This window comes from Paenarthrobacter sp. YAF11_1, from assembly GCF_052113445.1.
In the GTDB taxonomy this organism is placed as follows: Bacteria; Actinomycetota; Actinomycetes; order Actinomycetales; family Micrococcaceae; genus Arthrobacter.
The window spans coordinates 174,990-199,198 of the sequence record NZ_JBFRDF010000005.1 but is presented as its reverse complement, the minus strand read 5'-3'; the positions used below and the strand labels follow the sequence as shown (position 1 = coordinate 199,198).

At 62.9% G+C, this 24,209-nt stretch carries 22 protein-coding genes; 14 read left to right on the top strand and 8 right to left on the bottom strand.

Annotated elements, in window-relative coordinates; genetic code table 11:
* The first annotated feature begins 191 nt into the window (after nt 1-191).
* Nucleotides 192-2,411: a S9 family peptidase gene (locus tag AB4Y77_RS10755; protein WP_442013903.1), complete on the top strand. Its 2,220-nt coding sequence runs from the start codon at nt 192-194 to the stop codon at nt 2,409-2,411.
* A 63-nt stretch (nt 2,412-2,474) separates the two neighbouring features.
* On the opposite strand, the gene AB4Y77_RS10750 is transcribed toward AB4Y77_RS10755, so the two are convergent.
* Both AB4Y77_RS10750 and AB4Y77_RS10745 read right to left on the bottom strand, forming a co-directional pair.
* Nucleotides 2,475-3,284: a class I SAM-dependent methyltransferase gene (locus AB4Y77_RS10750; protein ID WP_442013902.1), complete on the bottom strand. Its 810-nt coding sequence runs from the start codon at nt 3,282-3,284 to the stop codon at nt 2,475-2,477.
* 19 nt (nt 3,285-3,303) lie between these two features.
* On the bottom strand, nt 3,304-3,687 hold the full coding sequence (locus tag AB4Y77_RS10745; protein ID WP_442013901.1) for a DUF7793 family protein: 384 nt from the start codon (nt 3,685-3,687) through the stop codon (nt 3,304-3,306).
* 190 nt (nt 3,688-3,877) lie between these two features.
* Between AB4Y77_RS10745 and AB4Y77_RS10740 the strand changes: the two genes are divergently transcribed.
* A complete protein-coding gene (locus tag AB4Y77_RS10740; RefSeq protein WP_442013900.1) occupies nt 3,878-5,542 on the top strand; it encodes an ATP-binding protein in 1,665 nt (554 codons plus the stop codon).
* 162 nt (nt 5,543-5,704) lie between these two features.
* On the opposite strand, the gene AB4Y77_RS10735 is transcribed toward AB4Y77_RS10740, so the two are convergent.
* On the bottom strand, nt 5,705-5,875 hold the full coding sequence (locus AB4Y77_RS10735; RefSeq protein ID WP_310206668.1) for a hypothetical protein: 171 nt from the start codon (nt 5,873-5,875) through the stop codon (nt 5,705-5,707).
* A 107-nt stretch (nt 5,876-5,982) separates the two neighbouring features.
* Between AB4Y77_RS10735 and AB4Y77_RS10730 the strand changes: the two genes are divergently transcribed.
* The gene (locus tag AB4Y77_RS10730; RefSeq protein ID WP_442013899.1) at nt 5,983-7,035 is read left to right on the top strand and encodes a hypothetical protein; all 1,053 of its coding nucleotides are present in this window, start codon (nt 5,983-5,985) and stop codon (nt 7,033-7,035) included.
* 2 nt (nt 7,036-7,037) lie between these two features.
* Nucleotides 7,038-8,591, top strand: a complete 1,554-nt coding sequence (locus tag AB4Y77_RS10725; RefSeq protein ID WP_442013898.1) for a putative bifunctional diguanylate cyclase/phosphodiesterase — start codon at nt 7,038-7,040, stop codon at nt 8,589-8,591.
* Here the strand turns inward: AB4Y77_RS10725 and AB4Y77_RS10720 are convergent.
* A complete protein-coding gene (locus AB4Y77_RS10720; protein WP_311213860.1) occupies nt 8,584-9,162 on the bottom strand; it encodes a GNAT family N-acetyltransferase in 579 nt (192 codons plus the stop codon). The genes AB4Y77_RS10725 and AB4Y77_RS10720 overlap by 8 nt on opposite strands.
* A 108-nt stretch (nt 9,163-9,270) precedes the next feature.
* Between AB4Y77_RS10720 and AB4Y77_RS10715 the strand changes: the two genes are divergently transcribed.
* The 4 genes from AB4Y77_RS10715 to AB4Y77_RS10700 all read left to right on the top strand — a co-directional run bounded on the left by AB4Y77_RS10715 (nt 9,271) and on the right by AB4Y77_RS10700 (nt 12,170).
* Nucleotides 9,271-9,735 carry a hotdog fold thioesterase gene (locus tag AB4Y77_RS10715; RefSeq protein ID WP_442013897.1) on the top strand — a complete coding sequence of 155 codons (465 nt, stop codon included), beginning with the start codon at nt 9,271-9,273 and terminating at the stop codon, nt 9,733-9,735.
* A gap of 7 nt (nt 9,736-9,742) precedes the next feature.
* The gene (paaK, locus tag AB4Y77_RS10710) at nt 9,743-11,086 is read left to right on the top strand and encodes a phenylacetate--CoA ligase PaaK (RefSeq protein ID WP_311213862.1); all 1,344 of its coding nucleotides are present in this window, start codon (nt 9,743-9,745) and stop codon (nt 11,084-11,086) included.
* A 37-nt stretch (nt 11,087-11,123) separates the two neighbouring features.
* On the top strand, nt 11,124-11,726 hold the full coding sequence (locus AB4Y77_RS10705; RefSeq protein WP_018776946.1) for a TetR/AcrR family transcriptional regulator: 603 nt from the start codon (nt 11,124-11,126) through the stop codon (nt 11,724-11,726).
* A 204-nt stretch (nt 11,727-11,930) separates the two neighbouring features.
* Nucleotides 11,931-12,170 (top strand): transposase, encoded by a 240-nt coding sequence (locus tag AB4Y77_RS10700; RefSeq protein ID WP_311215480.1) that lies wholly within the window; start codon nt 11,931-11,933, stop codon nt 12,168-12,170.
* A 384-nt stretch (nt 12,171-12,554) separates the two neighbouring features.
* Here AB4Y77_RS10700 and paaZ read toward each other — a convergent pair whose 3' ends face one another.
* From paaZ to AB4Y77_RS10680, 4 genes are all read right to left on the bottom strand, one after another.
* Nucleotides 12,555-14,654, bottom strand: coding sequence for a phenylacetic acid degradation bifunctional protein PaaZ (gene paaZ / locus AB4Y77_RS10695; RefSeq protein ID WP_442013896.1), 2,100 nt, complete (start codon nt 14,652-14,654; stop codon nt 12,555-12,557).
* Between the two features lie 139 nt (nt 14,655-14,793).
* Nucleotides 14,794-15,810 (bottom strand): glycosyltransferase family 2 protein, encoded by a 1,017-nt coding sequence (locus AB4Y77_RS10690; protein WP_442013895.1) that lies wholly within the window; start codon nt 15,808-15,810, stop codon nt 14,794-14,796.
* Complete coding sequence (locus AB4Y77_RS10685; RefSeq protein ID WP_442013894.1) at nt 15,807-16,547, bottom strand: tyrosine-protein phosphatase; 741 nt, start codon at nt 16,545-16,547, stop codon at nt 15,807-15,809. Before AB4Y77_RS10685 ends, AB4Y77_RS10690 begins: the two co-directional genes overlap by 4 nt.
* Nucleotides 16,548-16,702: 155 nt before the next feature.
* Complete coding sequence (locus AB4Y77_RS10680) at nt 16,703-17,578, bottom strand: SGNH/GDSL hydrolase family protein (RefSeq protein WP_442013893.1); 876 nt, start codon at nt 17,576-17,578, stop codon at nt 16,703-16,705.
* 404 nt (nt 17,579-17,982) lie between these two features.
* On the opposite strand from AB4Y77_RS10680, the gene AB4Y77_RS10675 reads away from it, so the two are divergent.
* The 6 genes from AB4Y77_RS10675 (at nt 17,983) to AB4Y77_RS10650 (ending at nt 24,150) form a co-directional block, all read left to right on the top strand.
* Nucleotides 17,983-19,005, top strand: a complete 1,023-nt coding sequence (locus AB4Y77_RS10675; protein WP_442013892.1) for a LacI family DNA-binding transcriptional regulator — start codon at nt 17,983-17,985, stop codon at nt 19,003-19,005.
* Between the two features lie 98 nt (nt 19,006-19,103).
* Nucleotides 19,104-20,339 (top strand): sugar ABC transporter substrate-binding protein, encoded by a 1,236-nt coding sequence (locus AB4Y77_RS10670; protein ID WP_442013891.1) that lies wholly within the window; start codon nt 19,104-19,106, stop codon nt 20,337-20,339.
* A gap of 9 nt (nt 20,340-20,348) precedes the next feature.
* Nucleotides 20,349-21,338: a carbohydrate ABC transporter permease gene (locus tag AB4Y77_RS10665; protein ID WP_442013890.1), complete on the top strand. Its 990-nt coding sequence runs from the start codon at nt 20,349-20,351 to the stop codon at nt 21,336-21,338.
* A gap of 6 nt (nt 21,339-21,344) precedes the next feature.
* Nucleotides 21,345-22,217 (top strand): carbohydrate ABC transporter permease, encoded by an 873-nt coding sequence (locus AB4Y77_RS10660; protein ID WP_311213870.1) that lies wholly within the window; start codon nt 21,345-21,347, stop codon nt 22,215-22,217.
* Nucleotides 22,218-22,246: 29 nt separating this feature from the next.
* Nucleotides 22,247-23,020, top strand: coding sequence for a ThuA domain-containing protein (locus AB4Y77_RS10655; RefSeq protein WP_311213871.1), 774 nt, complete (start codon nt 22,247-22,249; stop codon nt 23,018-23,020).
* Nucleotides 23,017-24,150, top strand: coding sequence for a Gfo/Idh/MocA family protein (locus AB4Y77_RS10650; RefSeq protein ID WP_442013889.1), 1,134 nt, complete (start codon nt 23,017-23,019; stop codon nt 24,148-24,150). The genes AB4Y77_RS10655 and AB4Y77_RS10650 overlap by 4 nt, the downstream gene beginning before the upstream one ends.
* The last annotated feature ends 59 nt before the right edge of the window (nt 24,151-24,209 follow it).

Here is a 24,209-nt window from a genome sequence, read left to right as displayed (position 1 = left end):
TGAACCTCCACATATCCGGGTACGGCACAAACGTGCTCGCAATATAAGGAGTGGGGGCACCCCGGAAGTCATGACGCCATTCCAGCCGTAGTGCTCCAAGTCATGGACCACTCTCGATATCGGGAAGGGGTGCCAGGCGCTCTGAGCGAAATCGCTGGTTCCTTGTCTGAGCCCGTCTATAGAGTGGCCACATGAGCCACACATCTTCCGTCCCTGCCGCTGCTCCGGAATCAACAGCGGTGCCTCCTGTCGCCAAGCGGGTCCCCACGCGCCGTGAACATCACGGCGACGTTTTTGTGGACAACTACGAGTGGCTCAGGGACAAGGAATCCACTGAGGTGGTGGATCTCCTGAAGGCAGAGAACGCCTACCAGGAGGCCGTTACGGCGCACCAGGAACCGTTGCGGGAGGCCATGTTCCAAGAGATCAAGGGCCGTACCCAGGAAACGGATCTGTCCGTGCCCAGCCGCAAAGACGGCTGGTGGTACTACAGCCGTTCGGTGGAAGGCAAGGAGTACAGCATCCAGTGCCGCGTCCTGGCCCACAACACCGGGGACCCCGTAGCGGACTGGACGCCCCCGTCGGTGGAGCCCGGCGTCGAAATCGACGGCGAACAGATCCTCCTGGACGGCAACATCGAAGCCGAGGGCCAACCATTCTTCAGCGTGGGCGGTGCCGCGGTGACAGTGGACGGCAACCTCTACGCCTACGCCGTGGACAACTCAGGCGACGAACGGTTCACCCTCAGGATCAAGGACCTGCGCACCGGGCAGCTCCTCCCGGACGTCATTGAGGACATCTTCTACGGCGTGGCCTTCTCCCCCGACGGCACGCGACTCTTCTACACCGTGGTGGATGATTCGTGGCGCCCCTACCAGGTAAAGGCCCACGTCCTGGGTACGCCGGTGGCAGAAGATGTGGTCCTCTACCAGGAGGACGACGTCGCCATGTGGCTCGGCTTCGACCTCTCCGCGGACCGCCGCCATCTGGTGCTCAGCATCGGCTGCTCGGAGTTCAGCGAAACGCAACTGCTCCGCTTCGACGATGTCGACGCCGGCCTCAGCACAGTGATCTCCCGCGACCACCACATCCTGTACGAGGCCGAGCCCTTCCTCCTGGACGGCAAGGAGACACTCCTCCTGACCCACAACAAGGACGCCATCAACTCGATGGTCAGCCTGGTGGACCCGGCCGAGCTCACCAAGCCGCTGGCAGAGCAGGACTGGCGTACCGTCGTCGAACATTCCGACGACGTCCGGGTCAACGGCGCCGGCGTGACGTCCACGCACCTGGTGCTCTCCGTCCGCAAGGACACCATCGAACGGGTCCAGGTGCTGCCCCTGGCTGGTCTCGGCACCGAGGCCCAGGGCGCACCGGTGGAGCCGGCCTTTGACGAAGAGCTCTACACTGCCGGGGTGGCAGGTTCGGACTACGAGGCTCCCGTCATCCGCATGGGTTACACCTCCTACTTCACGCCGTCGCGCGTCTACGACTTTGTGCTCCCCACTGCCGGACTGCCCGCCGGCCAGCTGCTCCTCCGCAAGGAAAGCCCCGTCCTGGGCGGCTACACAGCGGCGGATTACGTGGCCACCCGCGAATGGGCAACCGCCGACGACGGCACACGCGTCCCGCTGTCAGTGCTTCGTCACGCTTCGGTTCAGCAGGACGGCACGGCCGCTGGGCTGGTGTACGGCTACGGCTCGTACGAGATGAGCATGGATCCCGGCTTCGGCATAGCCCGCTTGTCGCTTCTGGACCGCGGAATCGTCATGGTGATCGCCCACATCCGGGGCGGCGGTGAACTCGGCCGGCAGTGGTACGAGGATGGCAAGAAGCTCACCAAGAAGAACACCTTCACGGACTTCATCGCAGCAACGGATTGGCTCGCTGGATCGGGCTGGGTCGACCCGTCCCGCATCGCCGCCATGGGTGGATCCGCGGGCGGCTTGCTCATGGGCGCGGTGGCCAACATGGCCCCGGAAAAATACGCTGCCGTAGTGGCACAGGTGCCGTTCGTGGATGCCCTGACCACCATCCTGGATCCCGAGCTTCCGCTGTCCGCCTTGGAATGGGAGGAATGGGGCAACCCGATCACGGACCCCGAGGCCTACGCCTACATGAAGTCCTACACTCCATACGAGAATGTGGGCGCCGTGGCCTACCCCAAGATCGCTGCGGTGACATCCTTCAACGACACCCGGGTGCTGTATGTCGAGCCTGCCAAGTGGGTCCAGGCACTGCGCTCCGTGTCCACGGGTTCGGAGCCGATCGTTATGAAGATCGAAATGGACGGCGGACACGGCGGCGCGTCGGGCCGGTATGTCCAATGGCGTGAACGGGCCTGGGACTACGCTTTCGTCGCCGATTCCCTTGGATCCACCGGCCTCTTGCCGGGAGCCGGCCTCAAATAGAAGTTTTTGTTCAGCAGATGCCCTCATGAAGGCCCTTTGAGGGCATCTGCTGTACAAAAACTCTCAGCGCTGGCTGGCCCGGAGCAGTGCGAAGTATCCAGGGATCAAATCCGGGATGGACGGGTTGCTCAGCGGGCGCGTCTCGATGCTCGCTGAGCCTTCCTCCACAAGGGTCCACACCGGGGCCGGGAAGGCCTTGGCCCGTTGGGCCGCCCCGAACCGGCCTGGCATCGGCAGGCCGCGGATGGCCCACTCCAACGGGGCGGGGATGGAATCGCGGGTGGCGCCAAGATGGCTGACGTAGTCCACCGGCGTGCCCGGAAAGTTTGTTTCAGCCAGGAACACACCACCGCGGGTCCCGACGACGGGCAGCAGGTTCGCCGCCAACGCGGCGCGGCCGCTTCGGTCCAGAACGTGCAGCACACCGCGGATGAAGACGTTCGCGTCCCCCGTCCAGCCCGCCGCTTCGAGGGCCGTAGCGACAGTCTGCGCAGCGTCCGGTGCCGTCATGTCGCACACCGCATATGACGCCGTCGTGATTCCTGCTGACTCCTGCCGTGCCCGGTCAACCGCGTTCGCCGAGTAGTCCAACCCCAGTGCGTGCGGGAAGTGCTGCGCCAGCAAGCGGGTGAAACTGCCGTTTCCGCATCCGACGTCCACCACGGGCAAGGACGGGTCCAACTGCGCCATTTGGGGTAGGTAGCCGTTGAGTTCGTGGTCACTGCCCGAGTCCCACAGGACGTCGCCCGTGGCACCGGTTGAGCGGATATCGCCCCAGAACCGGTCCCAGGCGATGCGGGGATCCTTGGGCGCAGCCGAAGAGAGCCTGATGAGGCGGGGAATCAGCAGGTACTTCCTCAGAGCGGAGAACATGCTCCAAATATAGGTGGCGCTATGCCTCCACCAGCCACTCCAACGCCTCTGTTTCAGATGTGAAGAATTTGGTGGGGCACGGTGGCTTCATGATGCCCAGAAAAAAGTTGGCAATGACCCTGTCCACGGGGGATGAGCCCCAGAGCGCGATGCGGTTGGCCTGGCACGGTTTAGCAAACACTGAGCGGGCGCCCCGGGTGACATCGTCCGTGGTGGCCATATCCACGATCATGGGATGGCGTTCCTCGCCGCAGAGCTCGTTCACCCGGTCCATGGCCCGTTGGGCGTCGGATTCCTTGATCCTTGCCCCCCGCGGCCACGTCAGTCGAAGGATGCCCGTTTCTTCGAGCTCCAGCTCGAATGTCACCTGTTGATGGTCCTGCGGTGTTGCTGGGTGGTCCACAATGCTCCTTGCGCGTTGGTGCTGCTGCAGGGGAGGCGGGCGCGGCTCCCTCTGCTGACAACCTCAAGGCTGTCTAATCCCAAGGACAAAGTAAAGGTGTGTCCCAGGACTCATCCATCGCATTCGACGCTTGGCCACCTTTGGCCGCAATGCCGCTGATAGGGTGTTGCCACATCATGAAACACCGTGAATGAAACGTTGGAACGGAAGGGGCTCAGTGGGCGAGACCGTTGCCAGCAACCAGCATGCCCGCTCCGCCGTAGTGGCGGACTCAGACAAGGACCGTTTGGCAGCCACTACGGCCGCCCTTGAAGCGGCGGGATTCAACGTTTTCCCCGCCGTGGACGCCGAGTCCTTGGCCACCTGCCTCCGGCACCACACACCCTCAGTGGCAGTGTCTGAAAGCGCCCTGGCACAAGGGCTCCGCAGCCCTGGAGTCCCCATGCTGCTGGTCCTCGCTTCCCAGGAGTCCTTGGACCTTCAGGAAGTGGAGTCCTGGCGCGTAGCGGACTACGTCATCAGTCCCGTGCGTGCCGGAGAACTGGTCCACCGGGTTGAAACCCTGATCGGTCGAGGCACCGAGCGCGCACGTTCCCGCGGCGAAATCGAAGCGTTGCGGGAAAGCCTCCGCAATGTCTCCTCGGCGATCCGGGAAACCAACGATCCCCAACTGATCGCAGACCACGTGGTCCGCGGCTTCGGCGAGGCCCTGGACGTGGACCATGTCTGGTTCGCGACCTTCCGTGACGAACGAGTCCCCAGCATTCGTGCGCAGTGGAACCGCCCGGGCCTTCCAATGCTTCCGGCGAGGCTGGGCGAGAGCGAAAATGCCATTACGGAGGCAGCCAACAGACTGTGGGCGGACGCAGATGTCCTGGCGGTCGCCGACCACCGCGAAGACCCCGACTCCAGGATTGCCAAGGCCCTCCGGGAATGGTCCGGCGAGCTCTACCCCGTGTCCACCGTCCTCCTCCCCGTGGGTGAGGGCGCGTCCGCCATGGGAATCATCCTGCTCTCCACCGTCGAGGAACGGCACGATTGGACCCGACCCGAGATCGCCTTGATGCAACACGTGGCCGGGAACGTGGCCCACGGGCTCATCCAAGGCCACCTCATCAGTGCCCAACAGCGGGTACTGCACCAGTTGAGGCAGCTGGACAAGGCCAAGACCGATTTCCTGGCTACCGTCAACCATGAACTCCGGACACCGCTGACCTCCATCACCGCATACCTGGACATGATCCAGGACGGGTCCGGCGGTCCGGTGCCCGACGGCATCAGGAAGATGCTGGACGTCATCGCCCGGAACTCCGACCGCCTCCGCAGGCTCATCGAGGACATGCTGACGGTGTCCATGCAGGACGGCAGCAACCTGGACCTCAAACCAGTCGATATTGCCAAGCTCCTCCAGGTGGTGGTGGCCACGCTTCGGCCACTGGCAGAGTCCCGCCACGTATCGTTGTCCTTTACCGAGGGGACTGACGACATCGAGGTCACGGCCGACGAAGCGAAGTTGGAGCAGGTGTTCACCAACATCGTGGCCAATGCCATCAAGTTCACGCCCGAGGGCGGCCGGGTGGGCATCACCAGTTCGGTCTCGGAGTCGGAGGGTGGCGGGCTGGCATTGGTAGAGATCGCAGACAACGGCCTGGGCATCCCCGAGCACGATCTCCCCCACATCTTCACCCGCTTCTACCGGGCCTCCAACGCCACGTCCGCAGCGGTCCCCGGCAGCGGGCTTGGACTGGCAATTGCGCACGACATCATCAGCCGCCACATGGGCCGGCTCCTGCTGGATTCCACTTTGGGGTCCGGCACCACGGTGTCAGTGGAACTGCCGGTGGGCGGGCCGTAATCACGCCCCTCCGCGGTGTGACAGACGTGTCAACGTGAGCTCCGTACAAGTGCTCCGCGGTCACTAATGCTCGACATACTCCGAAACAAAAATTGATGCCCCGGGCAGCGGCCCGGGGCATCAATTGACGTTATTTGGCCTTGAGAGGCGCTCCCCCAATGTTTAGTTCGGCCACCAACCGATGCTGGTGGTGTTCGTCTTAGTGGTGGTGACGCTGTTAGGCCACCAGCCGATTGCCGTGCTGTCCTGCGTAGGCTCGGCATTAGCCGGGGCAGCGAAACCCGTTACTGCCAGAACCGCCGCCATGAGCAGGGTTGCCGCAAATTTTTTCATCCGCTATGCCCTTTCGTACTGATGCGAATTTGTTGTCTGTGACTTGAATAAAGTCACGGTGCAAACTATACGAGCTTTTCTTCCGCAATGACATGGATAATGGGCACATGCAAAGTCCGCACCTCGCCTCCCACCTCGTTGCCGGTCTCACGGCACGCGCAAAGTGGAAGGAGCGGGACTTCGACGATGYCTACCGCCTTGCCGGAGACGCTGCCGGACTGGCCACGATCGCCGGCGATGACGAATCCTGGTGGAACATGCGGTACCTGCAGGCGGAATGCCTCCGGGACCAAGGGCGCATTGAGGAGTACCTCGACGTCTCCTTGGAGCTCAATAATCACAGCCTGACCGCTTCCTCGCCCGAGCTCGGGGCCAAAGCAGGAACCATGGTTGCAGTGGCATTCCAAGGCCTGGGCAGGCTCCCCGAGGCTGCGGTCATGGCTGCCGACGCGGCGAAACTTGCTGCCACGGATACCGAACTGCTGTACGTCCAGATCCTCGCCCAGCGTGCCCTGATCGCCGCTTTGGCAGAGAGCCGGCTCCTGGACGATGCCTGGCGCGAATGCCTCGTCCTTGAAACCCTGCTGACCGACGACGTCGACGAAGACACTGCAGGCAAGGGCTATTGGGTGATCGGCAACGTTGCGTTCCTTGCCGATCGCGTTGCCGACGGCGGCCGTTACCACGATCTCGCGGCTGAACGGCTTTCACCGTCCAAGGATGTTGATTTGTGGGCACGCTTCAACAGGGCCTCAGCGGAAATGCGCCTTCAGGCAAAACTTAGTGATCCTGCAACCCTCCGCTGCATTGAAAGGGCGGAGCTCGCCACGGATATTGTGGGCGGCTCCGAGCGGGACCACTTGGAAATGTCGCTGGTCCGCGCCCACTGGTATTTTCTCAGCGGTGATATGCAGCAAGCCACCGCAATCCTTGAACCGTTGTGCGCCCGCTCCTCCATTCTGGCCACACAAACCTCGGCGGAAGCACATTTCCTTTTGGCCCGGACCTTGCTTGAATCCGATCGACGGCAGGATGCCCTGGTGACGATCGAAAAAGCTGCCATGCTGTTCGAACAGGCGGCGTTGCCTGAACGCAGCGCAGCTGTTCGGGAGTACCTTCGCCATAGCGATGAACAACGAGGCGAGCCACACGGGGGGTGAGCATGTCCGAGGGGAAAATGTACTCCGGCCACGACCCGCGACTTGAGCTGCTCCTGGACGGAATCGTGAGGTTGGCCGCCGGGGATCTCAACACCAGAATCGACGTCTCGGACGCCCGGGATGAAATCGATGCCGTCATCATGGGCACCAACCTCCTGGCTGAGGACCTTCAGATCGTTTACGAAGAGCTGGAGCAACGGGTGCAGGCCCGTACCCAGCAGCTCAATGAAGCCCACCTGGCGATGCAGCACATGGCCATGACCGATCCCCTGACAGGCCTGAACAACCGCTCCGCTTTTGCCACGGCACTCAGCGAAGCCCAGGCCAGCGGTGCGCTGAGCGGCCGAAAAGCAGCCATCCTCCTCCTGGACATGGACGGGTTCAAAGCGATCAACGACTCGTTGGGGCACACCATCGGAGACAGGGTCCTGGAAACGGTGGCAGCCCGGATCACCGGCGCTGTGCGCGATCAGGACATGGTGGCCCGCATGGGCGGGGATGAATTCGCGGTACTGATCCCCGACGTGACTCCAGCGATAGCCGCCTCCATCGGCAACCGCATCCTTGCCGCAGTGGTAGGCGTCATGGAGATCGAGGGCCAGCACCTGCGGTGCGGTGCCAGCATGGGCCTCCGGATGGCAGATCCCGGCCACAGCGCTGAGGAACTGATGATGGAAGCGGACATCGCCATGTACGAGTCCAAAGCTGATGGGCGCGGCAAGCTCAAGGTCTTCGAACCCGCCATGCTGCATGCCCGGCAGATGCGGAACCAACTGGTGGGCGAACTCAAAGAAGCGATCACCGGCTCGCAGCTGGTGCTCTACTATCAGCCGATCATCCGGTTGGATACCCGCGAAATCGAAGGCGCGGAGGCTTTGGTCCGCTGGAACCACCCCACGCGCGGACTCATCATGCCGGACGAGTTCATCCCCATTGCCGAGGAAACGGGAATGATTTCCGATTTAGGCGGCTGGGTGCTCCGCACCGCCGTCGAGCAGTTGAAGCAATGGCGCACCGACCCCCTCACGTCGGGCCACAACTTCAGCATGCGCATCAACGTTTCGGCGGCGGACCTGCAGCGCCTGGAGTTCATCGAAGACGTCCGGGAGGCTTTGGCCTCGGCTGAGCTGGACCCGTCGCTCCTGGTTCTGGAACTGACCGAGAGCGCGGTCATTCTAGGCAATGACTTGGACCGCTACACGCTCAACAGCCTGCGCCGCTTGGGCGTGGGACTGGAAATCGACGACTTTGGCACTGGCTATTCGTCCATCAGCTACCTGCGCCAGCTCCCGGTGGACACCGTCAAAGTGGACCGGACCCTGCTTTCAGCACTGGGCAGCGACCCCTCGCAACCCGCGCTGTTGGCCGCCGTGCTGCAACTGATCCGGGCTTGCGGGCTGGCTGCGGTGTGGGAAGGTGTCGAAACTGCCGACCAAGCCGAGTACCTGCTCAGCATCGGGTGCACCAGCGGCCAGGGGTACTACTTCAGCAGGCCGCTGCCTGAAGGACAGCTGACCGAGCAGTTGAAGCACCACAAGACGTGGCCCGTCAGTTGATGGTCCGCGTCCACGGATGGTGCCGGGTGCGCCACTCGGAGTCGAGAATCGCGTAGATGGTCTCCGTGGCCCATTGGCCCTTGTAGTGCCAGTTGTCCACCAGGGTGGCTTCCAGGCGCATGCCCAGACGCTTGGCGATGCCGGCCGATCCTTCGTTGAGGGCATCCAACTTGGCATCAACGCGGTGGAATGAAAGTGTCTCGAACGCAAGCCTCAGCACGGCTTCCGCGGCCTCGGTGGCAATGCCGTGGCCTTGGGCATCAGGATGGAGAATCCAGCCCACTTCTGCCTGCCCTGTCCCCTCCAGCCATTTCAGCACCACCTCGCCCATGAGGCCCGGGTGGTCCTTCCGCTCGATGGCCAGGCAGATCCAGTCGCCCTCCTGGTTGAATTCGAAGTTGGCGTACCGGCCAAGGACTTCCATGGACTTGGTCCTGGTCAGCTCGTTGCGCAGAAGGAACCGGGCAGTCTCGGGGAGTGACTGGTATCCGTGGAACCTCTCGAGGTCTTCAGCGTCAAAGCGGCGCAGAATGAGTCGGTCGGTGGTGATGGGGAGCTCAATTTCGGGCATGTCTCCGAGGCTACTAGGTGCGGGCGAATACTGGTCCAGTCTTGACACGTGGCGCGATCTGGGATTACCTAATGAACATTCGGTAAATAAAGCTGGAGGCAATGACGCATGGTTGAAACAACCCTCTCCGGTGCATCGCACCACATCCTGACGAACGACTACGCGTCCGAATGGATGGGCATCGAGGTCCTCAAGGTCGACGACGGCCACGCCACCATCCGCATGCACCTCCGCCAGGAGATGCTCAATGGATTCGGCATGGCCCACGGCGGAATGATCTTCGCCTTTGGTGACACAGCCTTCGCGCTGGCCTGCAACCCAGCCAACCCCACGCCCAAGCAAGCCGCCAACATCACGGTGGCGTCCGGCGTCGACATCAACTTCATCAAGCCCGCGTTCGAAGGCCAGGTGATCACCGCCGTCGCAAACCGCCGCGCGAGCACCGGCCGAAGCGGCCTGTACGACATCCAGATCTACGCGGCTGCGCCCGACGCCCATTCCGCCCCTGATAACCAGCACGGTGAACTCATTGCCGAGTTCCGTGGCCGCAGCCGCACCATCTCCAAGAAGTAGGAACCCCATGACGCAGAACACCGTGGCTGCACCCGCAGCCCGCACCTCAGACGCCCCAGTGCTGGACCGTGAAGAAACCATCTCCCGCGACGAGCTCGAGGCCCTGCAGCTCACCCGCCTCCAGCACACCGTGGCGTACGCCTACGATCGCGTACCGCTCTACAAGCGCAAGTTCGACGAGGCCGGCGTGCACCCCTCGGACCTTCGCGAGCTGAGCGACCTGGGGAAGTTCCCGTACACCACCAAGGAAGACCTCCGACTGGAATACCCGTTCGGCATGTTCGCCGTCCCCCAGGACCAGGTGGCACGCATCCATGCGAGCTCCGGCACCACCGGCCGTCCCACAGTAGTTGGCTACACCAAGCAGGACCTCGCCAACTGGGCAACCTTGGTGGCCCGCTCCTTCCGCGCTTCCGGAGTCCGCCCCGGCATGAAAGTCCACAACGCCTACGGCTACGGTCTCTTCACCGGCGGCCTCGGAGCGCACGCCGGCGCCGAAGCACTCGGCTGCACCGTCATTCCGATCTCCGGCGGCCAGACCGAACGCCAGATCCAGCTCATCCAGGACTTCAAGCCGGACGCCATCCTTGCCACGCCCACCTACCTGCTGACCATCGCCGATGCCATGGCACACCAGGGCATCGACCCCACCTCCACCTCGCTCAAGTACGCCGTTCTGGGCGCCGAGCCGTGGACCGAAGAGATGCGCCACGAGCTCGAAGTCACCATGAACATCAAGGCCTCGGACATCTACGGCCTCTCCGAGGTCATGGGCCCGGGCGTCGCCGGGGAAGCCGTTGAAACCCAGGACGGCTGCCACATCTGGGAAGACCACTTCCGCCCGGAAATCATCGACCCCTTTGACCACTCCACGGTCCTGGCAGACGGTGAACCCGGCGAACTCGTCTTCACATCCTTGACCAAAGAAGCGTTGCCCATCATCCGCTACCGCACTAAGGACCTCACGCGTCTGCTGCCCGGCACCGCCCGCCCCGCGCACCGCCGCATGGGCCGCATCACCGGCCGCAGCGACGACATGATCATCCTCCGTGGCGTAAACCTGTTCCCTTCGCAGATCGAGGAAATCGCCCTCCGCATCCCGGAACTCAGCCCGCACTTCCAGCTCGAGATCACCCGTCCCGAAGGCAAACGCATGGATTCGCTGACGGTCAAGATCGAGCGCCGCGAGAACGTTCCGTCAGAGGCAGGCACGACGGCGGCGCACACCTTGCGTGAGCAGATCAAGATTCACGTCGGGTCATCTTGTGTAGTGGACGTGGTAGAGCCCGGTTCCCTTGAGCGGTCCAACGGCAAACTTCGCCGGATCTACGACATGCGCCCCAAGGGCTGATCGCCGTCCCCCGCTGAGATCGTGAGAAAATGCCAGCATGCCTACTGAGACCACCACCAAGCGCGGACGGCCCGGTTATGACCAGCAGTCGGTGCTCCGCATCGCCGTCGACGTCTTCAACCGCCACGGGTACGACGCCACGTCCATGGGCATCCTGGCCGAGAACCTCGGGATCTCGAAGTCAGCCATCTACCACCACGTGCCGTCCAAGGGCGATCTGCTGAAGCTCGCCCTGGACCACGCGTTGGGCGGTCTGGAGGCCATCCTGGAGGAGCCATCCGCTACGTCCGGTCCCGCTGACGCCCGGCTAGAGTTCGTGCTGCGGCAGACCATTGCGGTGCTGGTGGACCGGCTGCCCTTCGTCACACTTCTTCTGCGCCTTCGAGGCAACACGGAGATTGAGCGGGACGCCCTGGAACGCCGCCGCGCGTTCGACCACAAAGTGGCTGAGCTGATCTCCGCTGCCCGGGAAGACGGGTCTCTGCGCCAGGACATCGATCCCCGCACCGTGACCCGCTTGCTCTTCGGCACCATCAACTCGATCGTGGAATGGTACAAGCCCGGCGGATCCCTGTCCCCGGAGAAGCTCGCGGACGACGTCATCACCATGGCTTTCGACGGCCTCCACACGGCCGCCTGACCGTCTCTCAGATCCCACGGCCTTCCGGCGAACCGTCTCTCACCTCCCACGGGCTTGAGCCGAACCGTCTCTCACCTCCCACGGCTCTTGAGCCGAACCGTCTCTCACCTCCCACACCCTTCCGGCGAACGGTCTCTCACATCCCACACCCTTCCGGCCGTGCGGCCGTATGTGTGCGGTCGTATGGTTTTCTGAGACAGCTTGATGGGAGATTCGCTTCAGATGACCACGCCAAGAAGAAAATACGATGCTGCGTTCCGCGAGGAAGCAGTGCAGCTGGTTTTGTCCACTGGTCGGTCGTTGAAACAGGCAGCTGAGGAGATCGGGGTGAAGGAAATCACGCTGGGAAACTGGCTCGCGCGGGCCCGTGAGCGTTCCCCCGGTGGTCCGGTACAGGTCCCGGCGCCCGATCGTGGGCCCGTGGGATGGGAAGAGCGTCAGTAGGCACTGGCCGAGAACGCGCCTCTGGAGCCGAGGTTGAGTTCCTGGAAAACCAGCGCCTTCTTTGCCGCGAAGCAACAGTAGAGGACTTCTCAGGTAGCTTCGTCGCGCGGTCTCCTGTCCGCCCTCAACCGAAACGCCGAACGCCTTCCCCATCATGTGGGAAGGCGTTCGATCGGCCGCTGGCGCGTCGATTTCCATCTAAACCCGCGGGACATGAAAGAGCGTCACACCCAAACCCGCGGGACATGAAAGAGCGACACGCCCAAACCCGCGGGACATGAAAGAGCGTCACACCCAAACCCGCGGGACATGAAAGAGCGACACGCCCAAACCCGCGGGACGTGAAAGAGCGTCACGCTCAAACCCGCGGGATGTGAGAGAGGGTTACTTCTCCACGAGTGTGAGGACGTCGTACGTGGCCACGATTTCGTCGTTCTGGTTGGTCAGGACAGCGTCCCAAGCAACTTCGCCGTACTCGTCCGTCTCACGCGGAGTGATCTTCTTAGCAGTCAGCGTGACCCGGATGGAGTCGCCCGCCGCCACCGGGGTGATGAAGCGCAGGTTCTCCAGGCCGTAGTTGGCCAGGACGGGACCCGGCGCGGGCTCCACGAAGAGGCCGGCAGCCCAGCTCAGGAGCAGGTATCCATGGGCCACGATGCCGGGGAAGAACGGGTTGGCTTCGGCGGCTTCCTGGTTGGTGTGGGCGTAGAACGTGTCGCCCGTGGAATTGGCGAATGCACTGATGTCCTCGAGCCTGACTTCCCGGAGTTCCGAGCGAACAGCGTCGCCGATCCGGAGGGTCGCCAACGACTTGCGGAACGGGTGCTCGCCCTCGGTTTCCACGGTGAAGTTGCGGTCGGCGCCGGTGTGCCACTGTCCTGTGACGGCGGTCAGCATGTTCGGGGAGCCCTGGATGGCGGTGCGCTGCATGTGGTGCAGGACGGAGCGGATACCGCCCAGCTCCTCGCCACCACCGGCGCGGCCCGGACCACCGTGAACCAGGTGCGGAACCGGGGATCCGTGACCGGTGGAGGAGCGAGCGTCTTCACGGTTGAGCATGTGGACGCGGCCGTGGTGGGCTGCGATGCCAAGCACCAGCTCCTGCGCCACGGAGGGATCGTTGGTGCACACGGAAGCTACCAGGGAGCCGGAACCGCGGGCTGCGAGGCGGACGGCATCGGCCAAATCCGAGTAACCGAGTACGGAGGAAACCGGACCGAATGCCTCGAGTGAGTGGACTTCCTCAGTTTCTGCGTCCGCCCAGCTCAGGAGAACGGGCGACATAAACGCGCCGTCCTCCACGACCCCCACTTCGCCGCCGACTGAGGTGACCGACGGCGTATCGAGGGATCCGTACGCAAGCTCGCCACCGGCGTCGAGCATTGATTGCACAGCAGCGCGGACGTCGGCGAGCTGCTCCAGCGAAGCCAGGGCACCCATGGTGACGCCCTCGGCGCGGGGGTCGCCAACAACGACGCGCTCATTAATTCGGGCACCAACGGCGGCGGCGACCTCGGCGGTCAGCGCCTGCGGGACGATGATGCGGCGGATGGCCGTACACTTCTGGCCGGCCTTGACGGTCATTTCGGTGACGACGGCCTTGACGAAAGCGTCGAACTCGGGAGTGCCGGGAACAGCATCCGGGCCGAGAATCGCGGCGTTGAGGGAGTCGGTCTCAGACGTGAAACGGACGCCACCCTGGACCACGTTGCGGTGGCCCTTCAGCGAGTTCGCCGTTGAGGCCGATCCGGTGAAGGACACGAGGTCGCGGTAATCGAGTTCGTCCAGGATGGTGCGCGCGGAACCGGAGATCAGCTGGAGGGAACCGGCCGGGAGAATGCCCGATTCGACCATTGCCTTGACCGCAGCGGCGGCGACGTAGCCCGTGGGCGTAGCCGGCTTCACGATGGTGGGAACACCGGCGAGGAAGGCGGGAGCGAACTTCTCGAGCATGCCCCACACGGGGAAGTTGAAGGCGTTGATCTGCACTGCGACGCCCGGGATGCGGGTATAGATGTGCTCGCCCGCGAACGAGCCGTCCTTGGAGAGCACCTCCATGGGGCCGTCCACCACCACCTGCGAGTTGGGCAGTTCACGGCGGCCCTTGGATCCGAACGTGAAGAGCACGCCGATGCCGCCGTCGATGTCGATCATGTTGTCGATCTTGGTGGCGCCGCTCTGCGACGAGGACTCGTACAGCTCCTGGCGCCGGCCGTTGAGGTACTGGGCAAGCTCCTTGAGCTTGAGCGCACGCTGGTGGAACGTCAGCTTCCCGAGTTCAGTTTGGCCTGTGGTGCGGGCGAAATCCACGACGGCGGCAAGGTCCAGTCCGTCGGTGCTCACGTTGGCCAGGACTTCTCCGGTGCTGGCATCGCGGACAGGGACTTTCCTGGCATCAGGCGCCGGTGTCCACCAGGCATCCTGAACGTAACTGGGGACGGTTGCAACGGCTGTGGTTTCCGGGGCGACTGCGGTAGTGGTCATCGTCGACGGGTCCTTCCAAGGCACGTGAAAGCGGCACGGTCATTGCTGACTGGAGCCAACATTACTGACCGGCCGTTCGGTAATATATACAGGGTACATGAATGCCCGGAGGAGTACAGCAGTTATTTCGCGGGAGGCGTCAGCCCCGGCCACCCAGCTTCCTGGCCAACAACAGCGGCTTCTTGAGGAACTCCCCCACACTGGTCCGGGCAATGACCGTCTGGTTCAGGGCATCCAGCCGTTCCAGAACGTGGTCCAGCTTGGCGCCGGTTTCGTCGAGTCGGCGCTGCTGGGCACGGATGAGTTCCTCCTGCTCAGCCAGGACGCGCGTCAGGTACAACATCCCGCCAAGCCCTCCCTGGGCGACGCCATCGCGAAGATGCTCATCGCGGACCAAGGCATCGTAGCGGGCATGCTCGGCGGCCTTTGCGAAAATGCTGTTGCCCTCATGCCCCTCGGACTCCGGCCGTTGCGACCAGAACGCGAGCGGTTCGCCGTCGAGGAATCCCACGCGCGAGTGGCTGAGGGTGCGCAAGTGGAACTCCCAGTCGCCCACCACGGGGAGGTCCTCGTTGTAGTAGCCCACGGCGTCGTGCAGGCTCCGGCGGTACAGGAACGAAATGGGAACGGCCCGGTTGATCTTCAGCATGTCCGCAAGGGTGATCTGCTGCATGTCCGCCCAGAAGATCTCACGGCGGATCGGCTCAATCCGGTCCCCCACCAGCTCCTCGATAACGATCTCCGTCCGGACCATGACGCCACTTTCGGCTCCATTGGCAGGATCGTCCAGGTAAGCCACGGTGCGCTCAAGGAAGTTCGGGGCCCAGAAATCGTCGTCGTCATGGATCACAATGAACTCACCGGATCCGGCTTTGATACCCGCGTTCGACGCCGCTTCCATCCCCACGGACTCGGAATGGTGGAGCGTGGTGATCCGATCCCGCTCGCCGTCGGCCCGCTGGGAGGTGAGGCGATCGACGTCGGCCGGGTTGCCGCCGTCGTTCACAATAACCAACTCGAAATCCTGGAAAGTCTGGGCGAAGACATCGTCCAGGGCCCGGGCCAGGAAAATCGGACGGTTCTTGGTTCGGGTCACGATAGTGACGCGGGCACCGGCGTTCATGGCGGGTCCATTCCGTTGGGGAAGTGTGATCAATCCTGCATGTTAGCAGCGGTAGTGGCCCCCGAGCCGAGCTTTGACCTCAGTGCGTCAACCTCGTGTTCCACAACGCCGTTGGCCCTCAAAAAAGCCACAACGTCCAGCCCCTCGAGGAACTCCCGCAGGCCCGCCCTTTTCTGCTCCAGCATGGCCTCAAGTTCGTCCTCGGGAAGGTACGGATCTTGGGCATGCGGGGCACCATGCGTTCGATGCCGCTCGTTGATTCCCCGGGCCGCAAGCTCGTAGCCACGCACAATGTCCTCGTCACTCCTACCCGCCAGCCGCTGCAGCATCAGCGCGATCACGCCGCTGCGATCCCTCCCCGCCGAACAGTGAACCACAACCTTGCCGGGCGACGCCGCAATGGACTTGAAGACCGGAGCGATCTTGTCGGCGAACAGGTCCACGTAGTCGCCGTACTTCGCCGGATCCTTCAAGTACGGACCGAACAGCTCGCTGAAGCGGCGGTGATCCGGATCCTCCGTGGGGCAATGTACGACGTCGATACGCGCCTTCACGTCATCCGGCACCTCGGGATCGGTGTCGCGTTGGCGACGCTCGCGGGAGGCGCGGAGGTCGATCACGGTGCGGACGCCGTCGTCGTACATCTGCTGCCAGCCGACCTCGGTGACCCACTCATGCCGGCCCATCCGATAGACGTCCCCGGCGATCCGCCATGCGTTTACGGCGCCGTCCCAGTGGACGCTTCGGTGAGCTTCAGATGTCCCCTCCATAGCAGCCAGCTAAGCACATGGGAGGGCGCGTGTGTGAGCGTTGAGGTGCGCCGAGGGGTTGGCTCTCGGCACTTTCGGGTGCGCCGAGGGGTTAGCTCTCGGCACTTTCGAGCGTGCATACTGCCGAAAGCCCGCCCCTCGACGAATGGGTAGACCTACCGCTTGGCCAGCTGGGCAGGCTTGACAGCGGAGATCAGCGCGGCTGCGTAGGCTTGATGCCCGGCAATGTTCGGATGGAAGTTGGCGTCCGGGAGAGGCAGCCGGAAGTCCAGGATGATCCACGGCACCAGGGAATTCGCAGCGTGGCCGGCAAACCTCTTGGTGACGTCGATGAACTTCGCGTTGGTCCGGCTGTCAGCCACCGCTTTGGCGATGGTTGAGTTCAGAGCGTCGATGGCCTGATTGACCTTTGCTTGGTTCTGGACGGGAATGACCGGCACACCATTCACGGGATCAAAAAGCCGCGGATAGCCAAGGACAGCAATGGTTGCCTGCGGAGCCGAAGCTTGAATGGTTTGGTAGATACCCTCAAGGCCGGCCTCAAGCACGGGGAGGTTGGCGATGATCGCATTGACGGTCCCTGCGCACGTCACGGTGTCCGGAGTCGCGCAAGCCTGAAGCGCCACGAGGCTTCCCGCATCGATGGCGCCGGCGGTGATGCTCACCAACTCGGCATTTCGAAGCGAGGTTTGGCCGGCGGCGATCTGTTCAACTACCGACGGTGCACCGTTGTAAAAAGGACCACCGGGCACGAGCAGGGCTCCGTGGCAAGCGAGGTTTTCAAGTAAGTTGACCCGGCCAGTATCCGCAACCACATCCACATAGCCAGGCTTGCTCTGCCAGCAAAGGGCGTCCCGGTAGAGCCCTCCTGCACCGGTCCCCGCCGTGTACGAATCACCGAGTGCCACGTAGTCAGCCGGTGGTGGAGGTGCGGCATTTGCAGGACTCCCCACGAATCCCAACGAAAGTCCCAGGACAGCGAGCCCGCCCACTAAAGCCGCCAGCCGTCGTCGTGCTTGATGAGTTGCCATGATTTTCCCCTTCGCACTGCTCAAATGGGGCTCCGGCACTCCGAAAGTGCGGAGGTCACGGCTCGCCCCACCACTCGGCCGCATACCGGGGCAATGTGTTGGCAAGAGTACGCCTGATGGGGTGCCGCGGAAAGACGTTGACACTGGTCGACGACGAAAGGTTCCGAGCTTCGGGCATGTGCCGAGGGGTTAGCTTCGGCACTTTCGCGGGAGCCAATAAAGGCGAGAGCTAACCCTTCGGCGCGGCGGGTAAAGGGACAAGACGGGCAGAATTCAGAAATCGATCCAGGCACGACCCTTGCGGAGCCTGAGTGACCCATGTCATACTCGTTCTCGATGCGCATCGACGATACGTATCGACAATCATTCAGACTGTTCAGCAGCGAGCACAAGGAGGTCAGGCCATGCCCACCAGCAAGGACGTAGCCCAGGCCGCCGGAGTAGCCCAAAGCACGGTTTCTTACGTCTTGAGCGGCAAGCGGCCCATCTCCGAGAAGACTCGGAAAAAGGTTGAGGACGCCATTGAGCAGCTCACCTACCAGCCCAATGCCGGAGCACGTGCCCTGGCTGGACGCCGGACGCACGTGATTGGCCTGGTCATTCCCTTCATTCCTGAGCTGGAGATGGGTTCGATTATGGAGTTCGTCTCCGTGATCGCTTCCACGGCGCGGCAATACGACCACGACATCCTGCTGGTGACGGAAGACGAAGGCGCCGCCGGGTTGCGCCGCGTCGTCGGTCAACAAATCTGCGATGGACTGATCCTCATGCAGGTTGAAGACGAGGACGAACGGCTGCCTATTGCGCGGAGCTTGAACGTGCCGGTACTGCTGATAGGCATCCCCCGCGACCCGTCCGGGTTGGTGTGCATCGACGCGGACTTTGAAATGGCCGGTGATCAGTGTGTCAGGGACATGGCCGCAGCCGGGCACGACGTCATCTCGATCATTGACTGGCAGCCGGCAGTGGTGAACCGGCACGTGAATTACGTGGAACGGTTCATGGGTGGTGCGGATGCTGCCGCCCAGAGCCTGGGAGTGTCGGTCCAGCATTTTCCTGGTGGTGCGGACGTCAGTATCATCACCGATTCCGTGGATAAGGCACTGGCCGCCACCCACGGCAAACCGGCGTTCATTGCGCCGGACCGTACAGTCCAAGACATCCTGCGCCGGGCATTGAACGCCCGCGGACTCACACCAGGCGTGGATGTCTCCGTGATCGGCAGTGCTTCCCCAACGCTTGCAGAGCTCCAGCCCATTCCGCTCTCCACCATTGACCTCCGCCCGGCAGAAGTTTCCCGCCGCGCGGTGAAGATTATTTGCGACCTCCTCGAAGCCGAAAACCAGGGACCACACGAATCCCTGGAATTGGTACCCACGGTCATTACGCACCGTGCAAGCACGCTCCGCCCACCCCACGGCAGCTAAGCCCCCTCTGTAACCACCTGCTCTACCTCCGATTCCGAATCCATCGATACGCATCGTCGATACGCATCGATAAATCGATCCCACAAAAGGAACAGACAATGAAGTCAGCACTAAGGACACGCCGTCCACTTGCCCTCGCCGTAGTTGCCTTGGTCGGTTTGCCCCTGGCTCTTTCCGCCTGCGGTAACTCCACTGCAGCTTCATCGACGGAGTCCGTTACCGAACTCTCCGTGATGGATTACTACAACAACGAGCCTGACAAGTCGTTCATTGGGGACGCCCTGACCAAGTGCGGCACGCAACTGGGCGTGACCGTGAAGCGCGAAACCGTCCCCGGAAAGTCGCTCATTTCCAAGGTTCTCCAGCAGTCCTCCTCCAAGACGCTCCCCGACGTCCTCATGCTGGACAACCCGGACCTCCAACAGATCGCCGCCACGGGAGCGCTGGCTCCCCTGGCCGATTTCAACGTCAGCACGGAAAACTTCGCCGAAGGCGTGCTGAGCGCTGGCACCTACAAGGACAAGGTCTACGGGTTGGCGCCCACCGTTAACACCATCGCCCTGTTCTACAACAAGGACATCCTGGCCGCAGCCGGAGTTACTCCCCCCACTACGTGGGATGAACTCAAGGCGGCTTCCGCAAAGCTCACTGCCGGAGACCAGTACGGACTCGCATTCAACGCCAACCCCACCTACGAGGGCACGTGGCAGTTCCTTCCCGTCATGTGGTCCAACGGCGGCGACGAGAAGAAGATCGACACCAAGGAGACCGAGCAGGCCCTGCAACTGTGGACCGACCTTGTGAAGAGTGGCTCGGTTTCGTCTTCCGCGCTCAACTGGACCCAGGCTGACGTGAAAGACCAGTTCCTGGCAGGCAAAGCCGCCATGATGGTCAACGGACCGTGGCAGATCCCGGCCTTGGACAAGCAGCCCACCCTTCAGTACGGCGTAGTCAAGATCCCTGTCCGTGAGGCCGGGCAGACGTCCGTTGCTCCGCTCGGCGGCGAAGTATGGACTGTCCCGCAGACCGGGAACAAGGCCCGGCAAGCCAAAGCCGCTGAGATGGTGGCCTGCTTGAACAGCGACGAAAACCAACTGGCCATGGCCACGGCCCGCAACACCATCCCTTCCAAAACCACGCTCTCGGACAAGTTTGCCTCCGACAACCCCAAGCTCGCCACGTTCACCGAGCTGATCAAGACCGCCCGTGCCCGCACCGGACAACTCGGAGAAGAATGGCCGGCGCAGGCTACCAAGATTTACACCGCCATCCAGACTTCGTTGACGGGCAACGCGTCACCGGCCGACGCCCTCAAGCAAGCCCAGGGTCAGTAGGCAGTCTCCATGTCATTAGCAACTGATTTACCTCAATCAGCGGGGCAGGCTGCCGGCAAGGCCGCGAAGACTCACGGTACCGGCACCGAAAAGCCGGCACCCCGGCGTCGTTCCCGTCAACGCCGCGAGCGCGTCTTCCAGTGGCTCTTCCTGGTTCCCGCAGTGGTCTACATGACGCTGTTCTTCGGCTACCCGGTAGTCAAGAACGTGGTGATGAGTTTCCAGGAGTACACCACCTCCACGTTCTTCACCGGAGAAGCCCCTTGGGTAGGGTTCGCCAACTACGTGACTGTGCTGTCGTCGTCGTTGTTTTCAACCTCGCTGCTGAATACCGCATTGTTCACCATCGGCTCGATTCTGGGCCAGTTCGTGATCGGCCTGGCGCTGGCGATCTTCTTCCAGCGCAAGTTCCCGCTCAACGGCATCCTGCGATCGCTGCTCCTGCTTCCGTGGCTCCTTCCCTTGATCGTGTCCAGTGCGGTGTGGCGCTGGATTCTGGATAAGGACAGCGGTGCGCTGAACCGGTTCCTCGGAGATCTCGGCGTCATCGATACGGGCATTCCGTGGCTCACCAGCACATCCCTGGCGCTGATTGCCGTGGTGGGTGTAAACATCTGGATCGGCATCCCGTTCAACCTGACCATCCTCTACGGCGGCCTGCAGGAAATCCCGGACGAGCTCTACGAAGCCGGCTCCCTGGACGGCGCCACCGGATGGAAAGCGTTCCGCCACATCACGTGGCCCATGCTGCGGCCTGTAGTCAGCGTGGTGCTGGTACTTGGAGTGGTTTACACCCTGAAGGTACTGGACATCATCCTGGGCCTCACCAACGGCGGGCCCGCCAATTCCACCCAAACCATCGCCACGCAGTCCTACAACCTTTCCTTCCACGAATTCAAGTTCGGCGAAGGTGCGGCCTTGGGCAACGTGCTGGTGATCATCTCCCTGGTCTTCGCAGTTCTGTACCTGCGGGCCAGCCGACGCGCAGTGGACGAGTGAGAAATCATGACAACCGCACTGAAAGCACCCAACCTCCTTCGCGACGGAGGGACAGCCAGCGGCCCAAAACCAACGGGACGCAAGAACTGGGGCTACACCGCACTGGCCATCTTCTTCCTGGCCGTGATGCTGTTCCCCGTCTATTGGATGATCAACGCCTCCCTGCAACCCAACGGCACCACCCTGGAAACCTCGTGGTTCCCGGTGAAACCTGACTTCACCGGCTACGCCACGGCCATCAATGAGCAAGCAGGCAACCTCGGAACCAGCCTCATCATCTCCCTGGGCAGCGTGGCGTTGAGCCTCGCAATCGCAGCTCCGGCCGCATACGCTCTGGCCTACTTCAAGGTCCGAGGCGCCGGTGTGGTCCTGTTCGCCATCCTCATCAGCCAGATGATCCCCGGGATCGTGGTGGCCAACGCCCTCTACACCGCGTACAACGACCTCGGCCTGCTCAACTCCATCCCGGGCCTGATCCTGGCTGACTCGGCCCACGGCATTCCCTTCGCGATCCTCATCATCCGGGCCTTCATGAACGGCATGCCTGCATCCGTAATCGAGGCCGCCCGGGTGGATGGGGCAGGACACCTGCGGGCGTTCTGGTCAATCGTCCTTCCGCTCAGCCGGAACTCCCTGATCACCGCGGGACTCTTCACCTTCCTGTTCGCCTGGAGTGACTTCCTTTTCGCACTGACCCTCACCACCACCGAAGCCGTCCGGCCTGTCACCTTGGGCATCTTCCAGTACATCGGCGCCTACGTGAATGACTGGAGTTCGGTCATGGCGACGGCGGTACTCGCCTCCATCCCGGCCATCGTCCTGCTGGTCGCGGCCCAAAAATACATCGCCGCCGGCACCACCGGCGGTGCGGTCAAGTAGACCGCTTACACACCTCCAAAGGAGAAATCATGACTGACAGCAATCCCATCCGCGTCACCGTGTGGTCCGAGAACCGCCACGAAAAGCGCGACGAACTGGTGGCCCGCCTCTATCCGGACGGCATGCACGGCGCCGTCAAGGCGGGCATCGAAGAGAACCTGGGTGCCGCCGTCGAGGTCCGGACCGCAACCCTGGACGATCCGGAACACGGCCTCACCGAAGAAGTCCTCGCCGCCACCGACGTCCTGACTTGGTGGGGCCACATGTCCCACGCAGATGTCGAGGACGAGATCGTGGAGCGCGTCCACCGACACGTCCTGGCCGGAATGGGCCTGATCGTGCTGCACTCAGGTCACTGGTCCAAGATCTTCACCAAGCTCATGGGCACCTCCTGCACGCTGCGTTGGCGCTCCGAGCAGGACCGCGAACTCGTATGGACCGTAGATCCCACGCACCCCATCGCCAAGGGCATCCCGCACCCTATCGAGATTCCGCAGCAGGAAATGTACGGCGAGTTCTTCGACATCCCCACTCCCGAGGAACTGGTGTTCATCAGTTCCTTCAGCGGCGGCGAAGTCTTCCGGTCCGGTTGCACCTTCCGTCGCGGTCACGGCAAAATCTTCTTCTTCAGCCCCGGCGACCAGGACTACCCCGTCTACCACCACAAGGACGTGCGGCGCGTGATCGCCAATGCCGTGGAATGGGCCGTCACCGACCGCCCTGAACGCGCTGTTCCGGAGCTGCTCCGCTACGAAACCAACGACTTCTTCAACGGCAAGAGCTACCAGGGAGCCAACGCGTGAACCCGCCTTTCGCTACGATTCCCGACGACGGTACTCCCCTTCGCGTCGTCGTTGTGGGCGCCGGGGGCATGGGCCGCGCGTGGCTTCGAACTGTAGAGTCGTCACCCTTGGTTGAGCTGGTGGGCATCGTTGACCTGGACCTTGCGGCTGCCGCTGACGCGGCGGCGTCCGTGGGCCGTCCCGACCTCCCCCTCGGTGCCGGGACCGCTCAGTTGGCGTCCGACGTCGGAGCCCAGGCAGTCATCAACGTCACCATCCCTGCCGCGCACCATCCGGTCACCACCGAAGCGTTGGCCGCAGGGCTGCCGGTCCTCGGTGAGAAACCAGTGGCTTCAACTGTGGCGCAAGGACTGTCCTTGGCCGCCGCCGCCGAACTCCACGGCCAGCTGTTCATGGTCAGCCAATCCCGGCGCTACAACAAACACCTGTTCGCGGCTAAACGGTTGTCCTCTGCCGTGGGTTCCGTGGGTATCGTCTCAGCGGAGTTCTTCAAAGCCCCGCGCTTCGGCGGATTCCGCGATGCCATGGATCATCCACTCCTGCTGGATATGGCCATCCACCAGTTCGACATGGCCCGATTCCTGCTCGACGCCGATCCTGTCTCCGTGTTCTGCGAGGAGTACAACCCGTCGTGGAGTTGGTATCGCGGGGATGCAGGTTCCACGGCCATCTTCGAGATGACCGGTGGCGAGCGGTTTGTTTTCACGGGCAGCTGGTGCAGCCCGGGCCAGGAAACCTCTTGGAATGCTTCGTGGCGCATCAGCGGTGAGCACGGAACTGTTCTCTGGGACGGCGACAACGAGCCGGTGTCCTCTGTTCCTGTTTCCGACGATGCCGTGGATTTCGGGGATCCTGGCCAGGAAATCGCCGGGTCCTTGCGGGACTTCGTCGCCGCTGTTCGCACCGGAAGCACGCCCATGGGACGGGTTCATCAGAACATCATGAGCCTGGCCATGGTGGAGGCCGCGATTCTCAGCGCTTCCACGGGCGCCCGGGTTTCCGTGGATTCGCTTCTGGAGGACTCCTACCAGCAAGCGATCCTGGCAGAACGGGACCCCGCGGTGCTGGAGGTACTGAAGTCGTGGACCTCGGTTCGGAGTGCGTTGGCCGTGGAGCGCCTGCCGTTGTGAGCCGCACGCACTCCTCGCTACCCTCGCCGGGGGGTTAGCTCTCGGGGTAACGAGCGCCT

What these genes read in the sequence shown, in the direction of transcription:
- AB4Y77_RS10720 (WP_311213860.1), bottom strand. Translation starts at nt 9,162, where the DNA reads ATGCCCGAAATTGAGCTCCCCATCACCACCGACCGACTCATTCTGCGC.
- paaK (WP_311213862.1), top strand. Translation starts at nt 9,743, where the DNA reads ATGACGCAGAACACCGTGGCTGCACCCGCAGCCCGCACCTCAGACGCC.
- AB4Y77_RS10715 (WP_442013897.1), top strand. Translation starts at nt 9,271, where the DNA reads ATGGTTGAAACAACCCTCTCCGGTGCATCGCACCACATCCTGACGAAC.
- AB4Y77_RS10740 (WP_442013900.1), top strand. Translation starts at nt 3,878, where the DNA reads ATGAAACGTTGGAACGGAAGGGGCTCAGTGGGCGAGACCGTTGCCAGC.
- AB4Y77_RS10725 (WP_442013898.1), top strand. Translation starts at nt 7,038, where the DNA reads ATGTCCGAGGGGAAAATGTACTCCGGCCACGACCCGCGACTTGAGCTG.
- AB4Y77_RS10705 (WP_018776946.1), top strand. Translation starts at nt 11,124, where the DNA reads ATGCCTACTGAGACCACCACCAAGCGCGGACGGCCCGGTTATGACCAG.
- AB4Y77_RS10665 (WP_442013890.1), top strand. Translation starts at nt 20,349, where the DNA reads ATGTCATTAGCAACTGATTTACCTCAATCAGCGGGGCAGGCTGCCGGC.
- AB4Y77_RS10655 (WP_311213871.1), top strand. Translation starts at nt 22,247, where the DNA reads ATGACTGACAGCAATCCCATCCGCGTCACCGTGTGGTCCGAGAACCGC.
- AB4Y77_RS10755 (WP_442013903.1), top strand. Translation starts at nt 192, where the DNA reads ATGAGCCACACATCTTCCGTCCCTGCCGCTGCTCCGGAATCAACAGCG.
- AB4Y77_RS10680 (WP_442013893.1), bottom strand. Translation starts at nt 17,578, where the DNA reads ATGGCAACTCATCAAGCACGACGACGGCTGGCGGCTTTAGTGGGCGGG.
- AB4Y77_RS10735 (WP_310206668.1), bottom strand. Translation starts at nt 5,875, where the DNA reads ATGAAAAAATTTGCGGCAACCCTGCTCATGGCGGCGGTTCTGGCAGTA.
- paaZ (WP_442013896.1), bottom strand. Translation starts at nt 14,654, where the DNA reads ATGACCACTACCGCAGTCGCCCCGGAAACCACAGCCGTTGCAACCGTC.
- AB4Y77_RS10675 (WP_442013892.1), top strand. Translation starts at nt 17,983, where the DNA reads ATGCCCACCAGCAAGGACGTAGCCCAGGCCGCCGGAGTAGCCCAAAGC.
- AB4Y77_RS10670 (WP_442013891.1), top strand. Translation starts at nt 19,104, where the DNA reads ATGAAGTCAGCACTAAGGACACGCCGTCCACTTGCCCTCGCCGTAGTT.
- AB4Y77_RS10700 (WP_311215480.1), top strand. Translation starts at nt 11,931, where the DNA reads ATGGGAGATTCGCTTCAGATGACCACGCCAAGAAGAAAATACGATGCT.
- AB4Y77_RS10660 (WP_311213870.1), top strand. Translation starts at nt 21,345, where the DNA reads ATGACAACCGCACTGAAAGCACCCAACCTCCTTCGCGACGGAGGGACA.
- AB4Y77_RS10685 (WP_442013894.1), bottom strand. Translation starts at nt 16,547, where the DNA reads ATGGAGGGGACATCTGAAGCTCACCGAAGCGTCCACTGGGACGGCGCC.
- AB4Y77_RS10750 (WP_442013902.1), bottom strand. Translation starts at nt 3,284, where the DNA reads ATGTTCTCCGCTCTGAGGAAGTACCTGCTGATTCCCCGCCTCATCAGG.